This window comes from Sinorhizobium garamanticum (genome assembly GCF_029892065.1).
In the GTDB taxonomy this organism is placed as follows: domain Bacteria; phylum Pseudomonadota; class Alphaproteobacteria; order Rhizobiales; family Rhizobiaceae; genus Sinorhizobium; species Sinorhizobium garamanticum.
On record NZ_CP120373.1, the window covers coordinates 2,793,905 to 2,809,826 of the forward strand.

The following is a 15,922-nucleotide window of genomic DNA, read 5'->3' on the forward strand; positions in this document are numbered from 1 at the left end:
TGCGAAATCCTCAGGCGCGCTCAGAAACCGATTCCGGTTCTTGCGCTAATGTATTAGAACGAACGGCGTTTCCGGCAGAGGAGCGGCGGAATGTCAGAGCGTCATCATGGCCACGACCACGATCATCACCATCACGACAACCATTTCACCGACATGGAAGCGAGGGTGAAGGCGCTGGAAACGGTGCTGACGGAAAAGGGGCTGATCGACCCGGCCGCGATCGATGCGATCGTCGAGACCTACGAGACGAAGGTGGGGCCGAGAAACGGTGCGCGCGTCGTTGCCAAGGCCTGGAGCGATCTGGAGTTTGCCGAATGGTTGAAACACGATGCGACGGCGGCGATCGCGAGCCTCGGCTTTACCGGCCGGCAGGGAGAGCACATGCGCGCCGTGTTCAACACGCCCGACACGCACAATCTCGTCGTCTGCACGCTATGCTCCTGCTATCCCTGGGCGGTCCTGGGGCTGCCGCCTGTCTGGTACAAGGCGCCGCCTTATCGCTCGCGCGCGGTCATCGATCCGCGCGGCGTCCTTGCCGAATTCGGGCTCGAACTCTCGGCGGAGAAGAAAATTCGCGTCTGGGATTCGACGGCGGAACTGCGCTATCTCGTCGTGCCCGAACGGCCGGACGGCACCGAGGGCTTCAGCGAGGAGCAACTGGCCAACCTGGTGACGCGGGACTCGATGATCGGCACCGGCTTGGCGCTTTCGCCGGAGGCCGCGCGATGAACGGTCCGCACGACCTTGGCGGCCAGCACGGCCTTGGGCCGGTCACGCCCGAAACGAACGAGCCCTATTTCCATGCGGAATGGGAGAAACGGGCGCTAGGCCTAACACTCTCCTGCGGTGCTTTCGGCGCCTGGACGATCGACGAGAGCCGGCATGCGCGCGAAAGCCTGCCGCCGGCGATCTATCTTTCGGCGAGCTACTACGAGATCTGGACCCGCGCGCTGGAGATCTTGCTCAAGCGCCACGGCTTCCTGACGCAGGACGAGCTCGATGCCGGTCATATGCTGGAGAAGGGGGCCGAACCGAAGCGGGTGCTGACGGCCGAGATGGTGGCGGGCGTGCTCGCCAAAGGCGGCCCGTGCGACAGGCCGGTCGCAACGCCGCCGCGTTTCGTCGTCGGCGAGAGGGTGCGCACCAAAAATTTCAATCCCGAAACCCACACGCGTCTGCCGCGCTATGCTCGCGCCAAGACGGGCGTGGTGGAGGCAGTGCAGGGCAGCTTCGTCTTCCCCGACGACAACGCTCACGGCAAGGGCGAGAACCCGCAATGGGTCTATACGGTCGTGTTCGACGGCGGCGAGATCTGGGGCGAGGGGGCGGACCCGACGCTGACGATCTCGATCGATGCCTGGGAGGGCTATCTTGAGCGAGCGTAAGACCGTTTCGCAATTGTCCGAAGGGGATAAGGGGCGAAAGCCGGTGTCGGCTTTTCCTCATTCCCCTCTGCTCGCCTCGGCTGAACTGCCGAAGTCCGCCGAGGGCGACCCCGTCTTTGCCGAGCCCTGGCAGGCCACCGTTTTCGCGATGACAGTGCGGCTGCACGAGCAGGGCGTGTTTTCCTGGAGCGAGTGGGCGGAAGCGCTCTCGACCGAGCTCTATAAGCCCGGCCGCAGGGCTGATGCCAGCGACTATTACGATTGCTGGGTGGCCGCGCTTTCCCGTCTGGTAACGGAGCTCTCCATCGCTTCCGGACGAGAACTCGACGCACTTACGCGAAGTTGGCAGCGCGCTGCCGAAGCCACGCCACATGGCAAGCCGATCGTCATTGAGAACGATCCGCTGCGATGGCGGCGCGTGCGAGCACCCATTCTCGAAGGACCGAACGTCAGGCTCCGGCCCCCTTGTGAAGCGGATATCGAGGCTCGCTTTCTTTTGGGGAGCGATCCGGACATCGCCGAAATGTTCGGTGTCAGCAGAGAAGACGTGCGGCCGATAACGAGAGAAAGAGCTGCAGCCTGGGTGCGGAACTTGGGTGAGCACCCGCACGCCTGGGTCATTGAAATTCAGGGGACGTGCGCCGGTGAGATCAGGCTGGACCGCGTCGACCAGCATGACCGGCGCGCCTCTATGGCAATCGGACTCTACAACCGAGCTTTGCTTGGGCGTGGGTTTGGCAGCGAGGCGATCGATCTTCTTCTGAAGCACGCCTTTGGTCCGATGAGGCTTCATCGAATTGGAATACGTGTGCTCAGCTACAACGAGCGGGCGATCCGGGCCTATGAAAAGTCGGGTTTTGTCGTGGAGGGAAGAGAGCGCGAGGCCGCCTTTGTCAACGGAACGTGGCACGACGACGTGATGATGGGCTTGCTCGACCATGAATTTCTCGGCAGGCCCGCCCCCGTCGATTCACGACGCTGACGAACCCTCGAACTGCCGATAGCATTCATCGGCGACTTTCTGCAGAAGTTCGCGTGGCACCTCGCCGGTGACGGCATAGCCGATCCCGCCGTCGATCCAGTAGAAGGTTTCGACGCCGCCTTGGCTCGCAATGCGGAAGCTCGTCTCGCGGTTGTCGGTGTTGCGGCCGAGAAGGACCGTCAGCCGCTGGCCCGTGCCGTCCTCGTACATCAGCATGGCGCCTGCCTTGCTGTTGACCGGAACGAGCCGGCCGCCGACGAGCGAGAAGCCAAACGCGGAAAGGTCGGGAATCCTGAGCGCATGGTCGAGCCGCTTGCCGAGCCAGGTAGCGAGATGCCCCTGCTCGTTGGCGCCCACCTCGACCGGGTGGCGCACCTCGCTCGCATAGATGAGGAAGGCCGACTGTGCCTGCCGGGGCAGCGTGTCGGGCTCTTCAGCGATCTGAAGCGGCCTGTCGGGGGCCATGATCGCGGGTGCATAGAGGCCGGTGAGCGCGCCCGCGGCGAAGATTAGCAGACCGGCAGCGACGCGTCTAAGCATTCCGCTGGAGGATGTGGGTGCGACCTTGGATGCCGCCCCGCGCGTGGCGACGAGCGTGCGGTCGCCGTCGTCACTGCGGGCGTAGCTGGCGAAATGCGATTTCAGCGCCGCGGCCTGCGCCTGCCACTGCCGCACTTCCTCTGCGCGGCCCGGGTGCCTTTCAAGCCATGCTTCGATGCGCTCTCGCTCCGGCTGGCTCAAGTGGCCATCGACATAGGCGTGCAGCTCGTCTTCGGAGACAGTGTTGAATTCGTCGGTCATTTCGGTCTCCGCAGGGCGACCACGTTGTCGTCCTTCATCGCTTCGGCGAGTTGGCGGCGGGCGCGCGACAGGCGCGACATCACCGTGCCGATCGGGATCGCCATTATCTCCGCCACGTCCTGGTAGCGATAACCCTCGATCACCACCAGCATCAGCACCGAGCGGTTTTCAGCCGAAAGCCTGTCGAGTGCGCGTTCGAGGCGCAGCTTCTCCAGCGGGTCGGCGTTGTCTTCCGTGGTGGCAAGGCCGAGTTCGTCATCGAGCTCTACCTCCGGATGCTGTGCCCTGTGCCGGTGCCGGTTGCGGTAAAGATTGGTCATGATCGTGAAAGTCCAGGCGCGCAGATTCACGCCGCGCCATTGCGTGCGCCGCGCCAGAACCTTCTCGACGCAATCCTGCAGCAGGTCTTCGCCGTCCGGATCGGACCGGGTGAGGCTGCGCGAATAGCGGCGGAGCGCAGGCATCAGGGCGAGGACCCCTTCCTCGAATGCGTCGGGGGCGGTAGGATCCGTCCCCGCGCTCCCCTCTTGACCGTTACGGTCGTGCGACATCCCATTCGCCCTTCACGCCGTCGCCGGTAACATCACCCATCTTCTTGTCCTTGATGAAGAAATAGAGCGGCATGCCATCCTTCGCCCACTGCTTGGTGCCATCCTTGCGCTCGACGATCGTGTAGGCACCCTCTGCCATGGCATCTCCTTCGACCATGAAGGGCGGCCAGTTCTTCGCGCAGGTGTCATAGCAACTGGAAACACCGCCTTCGTCATCCTTGTAGGTGTAAAGCGTCATGCCGTTTGCTGCGGCCAGCACATTGCCCTTTTCCGATTCGACCGTCTTGACCGGCGGTGCAGCAAAGGCGGAAGAACTCGCCGCTAAGCAAATGGCGATGGCTAATGGAAACGTTCTCATGGGGGCTTTCCTTCCTCAATAGGTTTCTCTCGCGGGGCGCGGGGGTTATCCCGCTCCAGCTGAAGCGGAACCGCGTTCTGGCAGGTTCGCGGATAAGACACGGAGGATGCAGGATTTATTCCCAAGCGCCCGTGATGGTTGAGGCGGTGCGGGAAGGGAGCGCGACAATGCCTGCTTAGGCGCGGTCGGCGACGAAGCGGGCGAGAGCCGGGCCGAGCATGGTGATGATCAGCACCCGCACTGTCTGCAGCGCCATGACGAAGGACACGTCGACATTGCTCGACGTGGCGATGACAGCGATCGAATCGATGCCGCCCGGGCTGGTGGCGAGATAGGCCGTCAGCGGATCGATACCCGCGGCGACGATCAGAAGCGCCGCAAGCAATCCGGAAAAGGACATCAAAATGAGTATGGAAATGACCGTCGGCACCAATGCCCGGCGGGCATGTGCCAGGATCGCGCGGGTGAAACCGAGGCCGATGTTCCAGCCGAGCATGACGGAGCACAGGGCAATCAGCCATCGCGGCAGCTCCGTCGTCAGCGTGCCGGTGATGTTGAGAACGGTACCGACGGCGAAAGGCACGAGGAAGATGCCACCCGGCAGGCGCAGGACCTTGCCAAGGAAGCCGCCGGCAAGGCCGACGGCAAGTGTTGCCAGGAAGGGGAAGCCGGCGATCGGCGCGAACCAGTCTGTCGTGGCGCTGACCTCGGCGCCGGTGACCCACAGGTGGGCGACCAGCGTGGCGGCGCTGGCGACGAAGACGACGCGCAAGTATTGCATGAAGGCGACCAGTCTTGCATCGGCACCATAGGCATCCGCCATCAGCAGCATCGTCGAAGCGGCGCCCGCCGAGGAGCCCCAGATCGCCGTCGTGCCAGGCAGGATGCGCATCCGCGTCATGATCCAGCCGCAAAGCGTGCTGACACCGATGACGGCAAGAACGACGGCCAGGAAGAGCGGCCAGTTCCCGGAAAATGCGACCAGGAGAGCGGGCGTCATCGAGCCGGCGATCATCATCGCCAGGATGAACTGGACGCAGAAGTAGAGCTGATGCGGCAGGCGGATCGTGCCACCGTTCATGCCGACGAGTGCGCCGGCGAGCATCGGGCCTATCAGCAGACCGGCCGGAAGGCCGATCGTCTCGAGGATCGCGGCGAAGACGAGCGAGAGGGGCGCGAGCACGCACCACTGCAACGCCGGCCGCAAGCGGCCGATCCCTGCGTTTTCCGGCGGGGAGGGCGTTGCTGGGTGTTCCGGTCTCAAGGGCCTTCTCCGGTATTCTCCAGCGTGCGCGGCGGGCGAACGATATGGCGGCGCAGGACGTACAACGGTTGGTAGCGCATAACCGGAAAGTCGGAAACCGATTTTCGGAAAAAGCATATGCGCGATTTCAAGGCGCCAATGCTTCTGCACGCACTGAATGCAGCGCAGGGTAGAAGCATTCGCGACCGGGGTTCAAGGTGCACTGCAAAAAAATGCTACAGCCGGATGGCTGCTTTTCCTCGAAGCCGCCCCGCCGAGGGCCGCGATTGAGAAATCCCACTTGCACACTGCCCCCGAATCCTGACACTGCGGGCCATGCAGTTCGCTCCGCAACAGGATGAGGCCTTGCAGGCCGTTTCGCGCTGGCTGAAGGAAGGGCGCTCGCCGCTCTTCCGGCTGTTCGGCTATGCCGGAACCGGCAAGACCACGCTCGCCCGCCATTTCGCCGAGCACGTGGACGGCGAGGTGCTGTTTGCCGCCTTCACCGGCAAGGCAGCACAGGTGCTGCGTTCCAAGGGGGCGAGCAATGCCAAGACCATCCACTCGCTGATCTACCGGCCGCGTGGTGAGGAGGAGGTGGAGGACGAGGAAACCGGCAAAACCTCGATCGCGCCGATGTTCTCGATCAACCGGCAGAGCCCGGTGGCCAAGGCGGCACTGATCATCGTCGACGAATGCTCGATGGTCGACGAGGCGCTCGGCAAGGACCTGATGAGCTTCGGCACGCCGATCCTCGTTCTTGGCGATCCGGGACAATTGCCGCCGGTCTCTGGCGGCGGCTATTTCACCAATCAGGAGCCGGATTACCTGCTGACCGATATCCACCGCCAGGCGCGCGACAATCCGATTATTCAGCTTGCCATGCAGGTGCGCGAGGGCAGCGAGATCATGCATGGCGACTACGGTACCGCGCAGGTGATCGGGCGTGGGCAGGTGACGCAGGAACTGGTGCTGGAGGCCGACCAGGTGCTCGTCGGCACCAACCGGACTCGGCGGCGCTACAACCAGCGCCTTCGCGAGCTGAAAGGCTTCACCAGCGAATATCCGCAATCCGGCGACAAGCTGGTCTGCCTTCGGAACGATCCGGCCAAGGGGCTGCTAAACGGCTCGCTCTGGCAGGTGATGAGCTCGTCGAAGGAAACGGTGAAGCCGGGCATCAACCTGATGATCCGCCCGGAAGACGACGACATGGATCGCGGTGCGGCGAAGATCAAGCTCTTGAAGGCTGCTTTCGAGGATGTCGAGGGCGAGATCCCCTGGTCCACCCGCAAGCGTTACGACGAGTTCGACTACGGCTACGCGCTGACGGTGCACAAGGCGCAGGGCTCGCAGTGGAACAATGTCGTGCTCTTCGACGAGAGCTTTGCCTTTCGCGACACGCGCGAACGCTGGCTCTATACGGCAATCACCCGCGCGGCGGAACGGCTGACGATCGTCCGGTGACGGAGGATGCCGGCGCAAGGACGCTGCAGGGCGATTGACATTCCACCGTCAACGATCAGTATTCGCTTGTGCTAAAGTTCCACGAGAGAAAGACAGTACCTCGTGTAGTTTGAGCAGGTACGGCGCTGTTGTTCATGGTTGCTCGATCGGACTCTGATCATGGACGAGATCATGCAGCAATTCAGGGCATTGCAGCGACCGTAGCGCGACGGGACAGTCGCACGACGGCAGGGGCGGGGATTGGTGCATGCTTCGCGAGAGCCGGAACAACACACCACGACGATTGACCAAGCGCGCAGGGCGCGGCTCATCCGGGCATGACAGCGAGCGGCGCATCGTAACCGCGCTCTGCTACGATCTCGTCGGCTCGACCGACCTCTTCCAACGTATGGACATCGAAGACTACCAGGAACTGATGACCGCCTTTGCGGCTGCGGCGAGGCAATCGATCGCCTCTCATTCCGGTATCATCCAGCACGAGGCGGGCGACGGCGGCGTGGCGCTGTTTCCGATCGAACTCGATGCAAAAGATGCGGCATCGCTCGCCATCCGCGCCGGGCTGGGCATCATCGACGGCTGCAGGCGTGTCGGCCATGAGGCCGGACGTGACGATTTGCACGTTCGGGTCGGCGTCGCGACGTCGGTCGCGCTCGTCACCGAGGCGAAGATGGAGAACTGGACGCAGGAAGCCGTCACGGGCGCGGCGCTCGCGATGGCGGCCCGCCTGGAGGCCATCGCCGAGCCGGACAGCGTTCTGGTTTCAGAGGACACGCGCAATCTGGCGGGCCGATCGCACGCCTTCGTGTTCCAGGGCAGCAAGTTGCTCAAGGGGTTTTCCGAGCCGGAAAAGGTGTGGCGCGCGCTCGGGCACAAGATCGAGGTCAATCGATTTTACGCCTATGGAAGGCTCGGCGGTCCGTTCATCGGACGCGAAAGCGAGCTGGCTGCGATCGCCAGTGTCTGGGAGGGTGTGGTTGCCGGTAAAGGCGAAGTGGTGCTGATCGAGGGGGAGGCTGGCATCGGCAAGTCCCGCCTGTTGCGGGAGGTTCGCCGCAAGACGCGCGACCGGCGGTCCAAGCTGTTTTTCTTCCAGTGCCTTCCAGGCGGGCTCCGCTCGACGCTGCATCCGTTGCGCAACAGTTTCCCCGGCGACATCTCGGAAGCCGGCGGGCAGCTGACGGCGGCAGCGGTGGCAAACCTCTTCGAACGGAACGGGATTTACGATGCGGAAGCCACGGACGTCTTCGCCTATCTGCTCGGAGCGAAGGGGGCAAACGAGTTTTTATCGGGCAGCGATCCGAAGGCGGTCCGCGAAAAGGCGCATCAGGCCCTGCTCCGCGCACTGAAAGCGGCCTGCCGAAACGGCCCGGTCGTCGTCGTGGTCGAGGATGTGCACTGGATCGACCCCACCTCGCAGGACCTGCTGGCGGAAGCCGCACAGGTTCTGCACGAGCTTCCGATCCTCCTTGTTGTCACCTCGCGCCCGCGATCGCAGGCGACGGGACACCAACCGGCGGGGAGCCCGGCGCACTGGCTCGATGCGGCAAATCCGAAGCGTATTACTCTCCACGCGCTCGATCGCGACGACACGCGGCTGGCGATCAGGGCGAGATGGCCCGAGCACAGGCTCGCCATGCTTCCCGACCTTTTCGATGTGACGGAAAGAATATCGGGCGGCGTTCCCCTGTTCATCGAAGAGATCTGCCAATGGGCGTCGCAGAATGTGGGCGCCGACACGATGAACCTCTCGGAAACCGTCAAGCCCAGTCACGTCTCGGCCTTCGAGAGCATCCTTGACGCGCGTCTCCAGCATCTGGGGCCCGCCCGGGATGTGGCGCGAGCGGGAGCGATTGCGGGCTCTCAGTTCACGCTGCCATTGCTGCACGCGCTCTTGCCGGATTTCAGTAAGAGGGCGCTGGCAAGTGCGGCCGATACCCTCTGCGAGACCGGATTCTTGATACGCATCAGGGCGCCGGGGCGCATCGCCTACGGCTTTCGCCACGTGCTGATCCAGGAGACGATCTACAACGCACTGTTGCGCAAGCAGCGGCAGACATTGCATCGCCGCCTTTTCGGTGCCGTCAGTCAGGACCACCAGGTGGCAGCCTGGATCGACACCGGCGAGCTCGCCGAGCATGCGGAACGGGCAGGGCTTCTCGAAAACGCGATCGAGCTGTTCATCGCGGCGGGAAAGGAGAGCTCGAGCCGCTCGGCGATGGTCGAGGCGCGCCAATATCTCGAACACGCCTTGGCGCTCTCCGAGCGGCTGGGCGACGGGCACAAGGTCGAGCCGCTGCAGCTTTCGGCGCTGACCGCACTTGGGCCGATCCTGACCGGGCTGGTGGGGCTGAACTCGCCGCCTGCGCGCAAGCTTTATGAGGATGGCGTGGAGATTGCTCGCCGGCAGCCGATGGAGGACCAATCCAAGTGGTTTCCGATCTATTGGGGCTGGTGGTTCACCGGAGCGGATTTTCGTGTCATGCACGACCGCGCCTTGCAGGTGCAGACGATGCTGGCAGAGACCGAAGATCCGGAAATCCGGCTCCAGATCAACCATTGCATCTGGGCCATCGACTTCAATCTTGGCCATCATCACGAGACCCAGGAAGCGATCGAAGCGGGTTTGACGCTCTACGATGAGCAGTCGGCGAAGACGGGCCGGACGCTCTATGGGGGGCATGACGCGAAAGTTTGCGGCCTCGGGCAACTGGCGCTCTCATTGTGGCTGACCGGACAGCAGAAGGCGTCGGATGCGGCGCTATCGGAAATGATCGCCTTTGTCGACAGGATTGAGCATGCGCCAAGCAAGGCGCATTCGCTTGATACGGAAGCGGTGTCAGCTTTCTATCGGGACGATTTCGAGCGCCTCATCGATGTTTCACGACGAATGGCAGAATTTGCCAGGAAGCACGAGATGCAATCCCTGACGGGTATGTCGCTACTTTTCGAAGGTTGGGCTCGCGCGAACCTCGAAAATCTGGCGAGCGGTCATAGGACATTTCAAGACGGGCTCTCGCTTCTAAAGCAGCTCGGTGCCGTTATAGACCTTCCGATTTATCTCTATATGCACGCCACGATGCTTGGCCTGGCCCAGAAATACCAGGCGGCGATCGACGTCGCCAACGAGGCGATCGAGAAGGCCAACGAAACGCACCACGCCTATTGGCTGGCCGAGCTCTATCGATGCCGTGCCGTCCTTCGCGCGCGAGGCAATGCCGCGAAGGATATCGTCGCAGCCGACTTGCGGTCGGCCCTCGAAATCGCGGAACGCCAGGGCGCAAAGGCCCTTGTCGAGCGGGCGCGACGCTCAATGCGGGAGCTTGGCATTGACATTGAACGCTGAACCCGAAGAGCGGTGGCCAAGTGGCCGACGGCATTCTGGTCCGGCGCTTCACGAGTTTCGGAACGCGATCCTTTCCCGCCTGAGAGCCCCCCTGTCGGCGCGTGCCGGACCGGAGCAGTTGGAACAGTGCTTTCGGACGGTTCTGCCGATTTGTCGACAAGCACGGATAACGCGGGTCGCGGATCTGACCGGGCTTGACCGGATCGGCTTTCCGGTCGTTCAGGCGATCCGGCCTGCAGCGCTCTCGGAAGTGACGTCTCTCGGGCGCGGCCTCTCTATGACAGAGGCGGCAGTGGGGGCGATCATGGAATCGCTTGAGCGGTTCTTCGCCGAGTCCATTCCAGCAGAGCGCGTTTTCCGCGCCACTGCCGACGACCTCGGACTGGCGGAAGGTCTGTTTGAAAATCTTCTGGTACCAGGGGCCGGAACGAACTGGCGGAAGAGGGAAATCCATTGGATCACCGGGATCGACATCACCACCGGAGCCGCCCGGCCGGTTCCCCTTGAGCTTGTCCATGCTCGCTATACCGAGCCGCCGCCCGCCGGTGACGGCCTGTTCACACGCACGACCACCGGTCTTGCCTGTCATACTTTGGCCTACGGCGCATTCCTGCACGGGCTGTTCGAATGCATCGAGCGTGACGCGATCGCGCGTGCCTTCGCCACGCATGGCTTCTTCGACCGGATGCGGATCGCGCCCTCGGGCCTGGGGGACCGGGTCGAGCACATCCGATCCGCTGCTGGCGCGTGCGGCGTGTCGTTCGGTCTGTGGCTGGCGCCCTCGTCAACCGGTGTTCCGGTCGTCTGGTGCCAGTCGATCGAAACGGGGCCGGGCGAACCGATCCTGGCGCTGCCGACCGAGGGCTATGCCGCCGGTCCAAGCGTTGCGGCAGCCGCGGCGAGCGCGATGCTCGAGGCGCTCTCGGCCCGCGCCGGCGCGATTTCGGGCGCGCGCGATGACCAGACCCGAACGCACTATCGAAGAAGCATGGACGCAATCGTTTCCCAAGCGCGTCAGCTCATTATCGAAGGAGCGTCCTCGATGCGAAATGTTTCGGGCGAGGCGCCCATGGTTACCGATCTTGCCACGCTCATCGAGAGGGTGCTGGCGGCGGGGCTCGGCCCTATACTGGCGGTGCCGGTGGGCGCGGACGACGAAATGGGCGTGCAATGCGTGAGGGTCATCCTGCCGGGAGCCACGCCCTTTTCCATTCTGCGATGAGGGCGGCGATGACCGATACAAGCAATCAAGGCCCGATCCTGGTGTTTCTTGGCCCGACGCTGAGGCTCGCGGAAGCGGAGGCGGTGCTCGACGCCATCTATCTGCAGCCGGCCGCACAAGGCGACATCCTGCTTGCCGCCCATGCATTTCATCCGCGCGCGATGGTTCTGATCGACGGACAATTCGAGGACCGGCCTGCGGTCCGGCACAAGGAAATTCTATGGGCAATGGCGCAAGGCATTGTAATGATCGGTGCCGCCAGCATGGGAGCGCTCCGGGCAGCGGAGCTCGATGCGTTCGGCATGATCGGCGTCGGCCTGATCTATCGATGGTATCGGCGCTGGCGGTTGGCGCCCGACGATGCGGTTGCCGTTCATTCAGGCCCTGCCGAGCTCGGCTTTCCACCCCTGACGGACTCGCTTGTCGATCTCCAGCGAACGTTATCGAGCCTGATGCGCCGCGATCTAATCGGGGCCGCCGAGCGTGATCTGCTCACAACGATCGCGCGAAAGACGAACTTCCGGGAACGCTCTCTTGACGCGGTGCTGCGAGCCGCCGGATGGCGGGGCGACCAGGCGAAGAAACTGCGAAGCGAAATCGTGGGGCAGAAGAAACGCGACGCACTCCTTGCGCTGCATCGCGCGCCGGCCCTTGCGCTACAATGCCCGGAGGCGCGTGGCCCCGCCGACTGGGTTGCGACGAACACCTTCATCCGCGATCTGGAGGCTGGTGGCATTGACTCAAATTTAGCGAACACTTATAAATTGAATCTGTAATTGCCGGATTTTCCATCGAGGGGGCAATTGTGCAATGCGTCTGCTTGGCGACGATGCCCTCGAATCGGCAAGCGCGCGTCTTGGCACGCGCTTCTGGATATATCCCCAGCCGCCGTTCATTCCCGGCTACGAGCAGCCGGACCGCGTGTGGCTTTCGATACCGCGCGACGAAATCGGCGAGGGGCCGAGCGACCCGACCATGTATGTGGTCGATCCGATCCTTGACAAGCAGCCGTACAGCTTCAATCAACTCCCGCCGTTTGGCGGACCAAAGCGTGCTCCACCAACGCCCGGTCCGGATCGTCATTTCGACAATCTGCTGCCTGACTCGAGGGCATTTCTTGGAGTGCACGCCTATGCCTGCGTGCATTTCGTTCTCGACATTTGGCAGAGCTATCTAGGCCGCCCCATCCGCTGGTTCTTCAGCCAAACCTTTCCGAGGCTCGAGATCGTCGCCTTCGTAAACTGGGACAACGCACAGGCGGGCTACGGCTTCCTGGAACTCGGGTGTTCCGATATCGATGGCATAAGGCGGCCTTACGCGTTGAATTTCGACGCGATCGCCCATGAGGTCGGCCACCTTATCCTACTTTCCGAGACAGGGATCCCGACGGCCCCATCACAAGGGGACGACTTCTTTCCATTCTCGGAAGCTTTTTCGGACGTGGTGTCGCTGATCTCATTCCTGCACTTCGACTCCGCCATCGACCGGTTGCTGCGGCGAACCCGAGGCAATCTGCTGCTTTACAATGAACTCAACCGCTTTGCGGAAACGAGCCCGGAGACCCAGATCCGTCTCGCCACCAATTTTCGCCGCGTATCCGACACGACGCGTAACGTGCATGACCGAGCACTTCCGTTCGTTGGCGCCATCTTCGACACCATCGTCGAACTTTATCATCGGGAACTGGTTGCGCGCGACTGCGCCGACATACGGCTTGTGGATATCGATGTTCGAGATTTGGAGCAGGACGATTTCGACCGATTCCGCCAGATGACAGCGGATGCCTTCCAGGTCAAACCGATGATCTTCAGGTTGGCGCTGACCGCTGCACGCGATGCAGTTGGCCAAGCGGTCGCGGTCGCGCTGCGGACACTCGATCCGAACACGCTGCGGCTCGATCAGGCGGCATACGCCATGATGGCCGCTGCAGGCGGGGCAACTGCCGAACTGCTGGAATCCAATTTCGCATGGCGTGAGATTATTACTTCAACAGGAATGGATAGGAGATGGAGATGAGCGATTGTTGTTTTCATCCAGTTGTTGGAAAAGACATGTCAAAATTAAGGGATAAAATCGACTATAAATCCTACAAGCCTGGCGATCTTAGATTATATGGCAGGCCGGCGGAATCGTATAAGAAAGACGTTGCAGACGAAAAGATAAAAAAGTTATTGGATGAATTGTATGGAAATGTTGAAACATTAGGTGGAAGCAAAGATATCATCGATCAAATTAATAAGCTTGTCGAACAAATTTTGAATCACCTTAAAAAAAGCGCTGGCGTCGTCGATGATGGAATAACTGTCGCTGTATTTGATGGAGATTATTTTCATTTTCTCCCAATCAGCCTCAACGTGGAGGATGGCGTTATAGAGAGTATCGGCGTGATATATGGTTATGCCTATGAGGGGCATTGCTACAAGCTGCCGAAGCCGCAGATCATGTGCCTGTCGGACGCGCCGTCACTCGTTAAAGACGGCGATTGCGGATATGATCCGACATTCGGCTATGCCGTCTGGTCGATCGACAAACTTGAGCGCGCCATCGTCCTTGACGTTCGCGCAGATGAACTGAAGACGCTGGTCTTGGACGAGAACATGCCGGGGAGCCGCTCGCCGCTGGCCTACGCGCAATCCATGAACTTGGCGCCGCAGCGTCATCGCGACTGACGAGCATGCCTTGGCAAACCGCATGATACGGCGATAATTGTCGGCCTGCGCCGCGCGGCGTTGCCGCCGCGGGAAGATGGTAGTGTCATAAGAACCAGGCAATTATGGACGGGAACCGTTACGCACTTTCCTGGAATTGTCCAAGAAGCGATCATGATGCTTGTGACGGGAGCCTCGGGTTATGTCGGCGGGGCCGTGCTGAAGCGGCTTTCCGAAAGGGGGCATTCCGTTTCCGCGATGGTGCGCAATGTCGGCAGGGCGGCCGAGGTTGGCGCCGCCGGCGTGCCGATACGGATCGCCAATTATGACGACCGGGCGAGCCTCGAGCGGGCCTTTGAGGGTATCGACCGGCTCGTCTTCGTTGCCAGCGACGGCGACGCGCGGGCCGTGATGCGCCAGCACGCGAACGTCATCGATGCCGCGGCCGATGCCGGGGTCGGGCACATCGTCTTTACGAGCATCGTCGACATCGACGCGGCCTCGACCTTCTATTTCACGCCCGTCTATCGCGACGCCGAGCGTCGGCTTGCCGCCCGCGGGGCAGGGGCGACGATTCTGCGCTGTGGTCTCTACGCGGATTTTATCCTCTCTAGCTGGCTCCATCCGGCCCGCGCCACGGGGGAGCTCGCCCTGCCAGTCGCTGAAGCTCTGGTTGCGCCGATCTCGCGCGATGACATCGCCGAGGCGCTCGCGACCGTAGCGGCCTTGGAAACACCCGCCAGCCTTTACCACCTCACCGGACCGAAGGCGTATTGCTTCGAGGAGATCGCGACGGCCGCAAGCACCGCGTTCGGAACAGAGATGCGCTACGTTCCCTCTGCGCCGGCCGACTATCTCGAACGCCTCTGGGCCGAGATGCCCGATCCCTGGCCGCATGCCTTTTCATCGTTGTGCAGATCGATTTCCGAGGGACGTTATGGAACCGTTTTCCCGGATTTCGAGCGTTTGGCGGGAAGGCCCGCGGAGGATTTCGAAAGTTTTCTTCGCAAGGCGGAGTCAGGGAGAGCGCTTTGATGCTTGCTGCAGAGCCGTATCTCTAACAACGGCAGGAATCGTTCAAGCCTGACCATCGCGATCCTGGCCAGGCACCGTCTGGATCGCGCATGGAGATCACACAGCAGCTCAAAGTGTTACGCGACACTGCACAGCACCGTGCGTGTTTTTCAAGCGCACGACGCCGCAGGCCGTTTGCCGGGGCGTCCTACTGCAGATTGCCGTCGCGACTGCGGTCGGCGGCCTTGAAGTCGGCCATGACCCTGGTCAGGAACTCGTTTTGCGTGAGCCTGCCGTCGCGGTTGGCGTCAGTGGCGGCAAATTGTTGCGCGTTCAGAATTTGGCCAACTTCTTCTCTGCGCAGGCTGCCGTCCTTGTTCTTGTCCAGGCTTACGAAGGCCGAGGTCATGAAGGACTCGTACTCGGACTGGTCGACCGCACCATTCCTGTTGCGGTCGAGCTGATCCATTTGACCCTGGTTCATGGCCGCCGGTCGATTCTGCGCGGCGGCCACAACGGCCTGTGAGAGTGCGAATGCGGTTAGTAGCACTATCCGTTTCATCGTCCCGCCCTTCGCATCAATAGCAGGTCAAGGCGTTGCCGCCTGCCGCGCCCAGCGTAGCGCCGGTGCCAACAGCCCAGAGCTGGCCGGTTCCGGCGCCAATGGTCGAGCCGACCAGACCGCCAACGACCGCGCCGCCGACCGTACCGGCAATGCAGCCGAACTCGCCAGCGCGTCCGGTCGATCCTGTCGTCGCAGCCGATTGGCAGCCAGACAAGGCGAGGCCGCCTGCGAGAATGAGAATTGTCGTGAGCTTGCTCATTTTTTCCTCCAAGTATATCCGACCGAATTCAATAAAGATCGGCGGACACGCCATTTACTGGCGTCGGATGGAAATAAGCTTCTGAAT

At 62.1% G+C, this 15,922-nt stretch carries 16 protein-coding genes and 1 pseudogene; 11 read left to right on the top strand and 6 right to left on the bottom strand.

Annotated elements, in window-relative coordinates; all coding sequences use genetic code 11:
• Positions 1–90 precede the first annotated feature (90 nt).
• From nthA to PZN02_RS13010, 4 genes and pseudogenes are all read left to right on the top strand, one after another.
• Complete coding sequence (nthA, locus tag PZN02_RS12995) at positions 91–729, top strand: nitrile hydratase subunit alpha (protein ID WP_280658396.1); 639 nt, start codon at positions 91–93, stop codon at positions 727–729.
• Positions 726–1,385, top strand: a complete 660-nt coding sequence (gene nthB, locus PZN02_RS13000; RefSeq protein ID WP_280658397.1) for a nitrile hydratase subunit beta — start codon at positions 726–728, stop codon at positions 1,383–1,385. Before nthA ends, nthB begins: the two co-directional genes overlap by 4 nt.
• Before the next feature lie 43 nt (positions 1,386–1,428).
• Positions 1,429–1,794, top strand: a pseudogene (locus PZN02_RS13005) (nitrile hydratase accessory protein); the annotation flags it as partial.
• Positions 1,774–2,367 (top strand): GNAT family N-acetyltransferase, encoded by a 594-nt coding sequence (locus PZN02_RS13010; protein WP_342394718.1) that lies wholly within the window; start codon positions 1,774–1,776, stop codon positions 2,365–2,367. The pseudogene PZN02_RS13005 and the gene PZN02_RS13010, both read left to right, overlap by 21 nt.
• On the opposite strand, the gene PZN02_RS13015 is transcribed toward PZN02_RS13010, so the two are convergent.
• The 4 genes from PZN02_RS13015 to PZN02_RS13030 all read right to left on the bottom strand — a co-directional run bounded on the left by PZN02_RS13015 (position 2,356) and on the right by PZN02_RS13030 (position 5,341).
• Positions 2,356–3,168 carry an anti-sigma factor family protein gene (locus tag PZN02_RS13015; RefSeq protein WP_280658398.1) on the bottom strand — a complete coding sequence of 271 codons (813 nt, stop codon included), beginning with the start codon at positions 3,166–3,168 and terminating at the stop codon, positions 2,356–2,358. The two genes, PZN02_RS13010 and PZN02_RS13015, sit on opposite strands and share 12 nt — an antisense overlap.
• Positions 3,165–3,719, bottom strand: coding sequence for an RNA polymerase sigma factor (locus PZN02_RS13020; RefSeq protein WP_280658399.1), 555 nt, complete (start codon positions 3,717–3,719; stop codon positions 3,165–3,167). Before PZN02_RS13020 ends, PZN02_RS13015 begins: the two co-directional genes overlap by 4 nt.
• On the bottom strand, positions 3,703–4,077 hold the full coding sequence (locus PZN02_RS13025; protein WP_280658400.1) for a COG4315 family predicted lipoprotein: 375 nt from the start codon (positions 4,075–4,077) through the stop codon (positions 3,703–3,705). Before PZN02_RS13025 ends, PZN02_RS13020 begins: the two co-directional genes overlap by 17 nt.
• 175 nt (positions 4,078–4,252) lie before the next feature.
• Complete coding sequence (locus PZN02_RS13030; protein WP_280658401.1) at positions 4,253–5,341, bottom strand: AbrB family transcriptional regulator; 1,089 nt, start codon at positions 5,339–5,341, stop codon at positions 4,253–4,255.
• Positions 5,342–5,656: 315 nt separating this feature from the next.
• On the opposite strand from PZN02_RS13030, the gene PZN02_RS13035 reads away from it, so the two are divergent.
• The 7 genes from PZN02_RS13035 (at position 5,657) to PZN02_RS13065 (ending at position 15,032) form a co-directional block, all read left to right on the top strand.
• Positions 5,657–6,784 (top strand): ATP-dependent DNA helicase, encoded by a 1,128-nt coding sequence (locus PZN02_RS13035; protein ID WP_153436479.1) that lies wholly within the window; start codon positions 5,657–5,659, stop codon positions 6,782–6,784.
• Between the two features lie 247 nt (positions 6,785–7,031).
• Complete coding sequence (locus tag PZN02_RS13040; RefSeq protein WP_280658402.1) at positions 7,032–10,127, top strand: ATP-binding protein; 3,096 nt, start codon at positions 7,032–7,034, stop codon at positions 10,125–10,127.
• Positions 10,117–11,349, top strand: a complete 1,233-nt coding sequence (locus PZN02_RS13045) for a YcaO-like family protein (protein WP_425336291.1) — start codon at positions 10,117–10,119, stop codon at positions 11,347–11,349. The genes PZN02_RS13040 and PZN02_RS13045 overlap by 11 nt, the downstream gene beginning before the upstream one ends.
• 8 nt (positions 11,350–11,357) lie before the next feature.
• Positions 11,358–12,125, top strand: a complete 768-nt coding sequence (locus tag PZN02_RS13050) for a TfuA-like protein (protein ID WP_280658404.1) — start codon at positions 11,358–11,360, stop codon at positions 12,123–12,125.
• Positions 12,126–12,159: 34 nt separating this feature from the next.
• On the top strand, positions 12,160–13,365 hold the full coding sequence (locus PZN02_RS13055; RefSeq protein ID WP_280658405.1) for a gluzincin family metallopeptidase: 1,206 nt from the start codon (positions 12,160–12,162) through the stop codon (positions 13,363–13,365).
• Positions 13,362–14,018 carry a hypothetical protein gene (locus PZN02_RS13060; protein WP_280661484.1) on the top strand — a complete coding sequence of 219 codons (657 nt, stop codon included), beginning with the start codon at positions 13,362–13,364 and terminating at the stop codon, positions 14,016–14,018. The genes PZN02_RS13055 and PZN02_RS13060 overlap by 4 nt, the downstream gene beginning before the upstream one ends.
• A gap of 153 nt (positions 14,019–14,171) precedes the next feature.
• Complete coding sequence (locus tag PZN02_RS13065; protein ID WP_280658406.1) at positions 14,172–15,032, top strand: NmrA family NAD(P)-binding protein; 861 nt, start codon at positions 14,172–14,174, stop codon at positions 15,030–15,032.
• A gap of 187 nt (positions 15,033–15,219) precedes the next feature.
• Here the strand turns inward: PZN02_RS13065 and PZN02_RS13070 are convergent, their stop codons facing one another.
• Together PZN02_RS13070 and PZN02_RS13075 are read right to left on the bottom strand one after the other, a co-directional pair.
• Positions 15,220–15,573 carry a CREC-EF hand family protein gene (locus PZN02_RS13070; RefSeq protein WP_280658407.1) on the bottom strand — a complete coding sequence of 118 codons (354 nt, stop codon included), beginning with the start codon at positions 15,571–15,573 and terminating at the stop codon, positions 15,220–15,222.
• A gap of 16 nt (positions 15,574–15,589) precedes the next feature.
• Complete coding sequence (locus PZN02_RS13075; protein ID WP_280658408.1) at positions 15,590–15,835, bottom strand: glycine zipper 2TM domain-containing protein; 246 nt, start codon at positions 15,833–15,835, stop codon at positions 15,590–15,592.
• Positions 15,836–15,922: the final 87 nt, after the last annotated feature.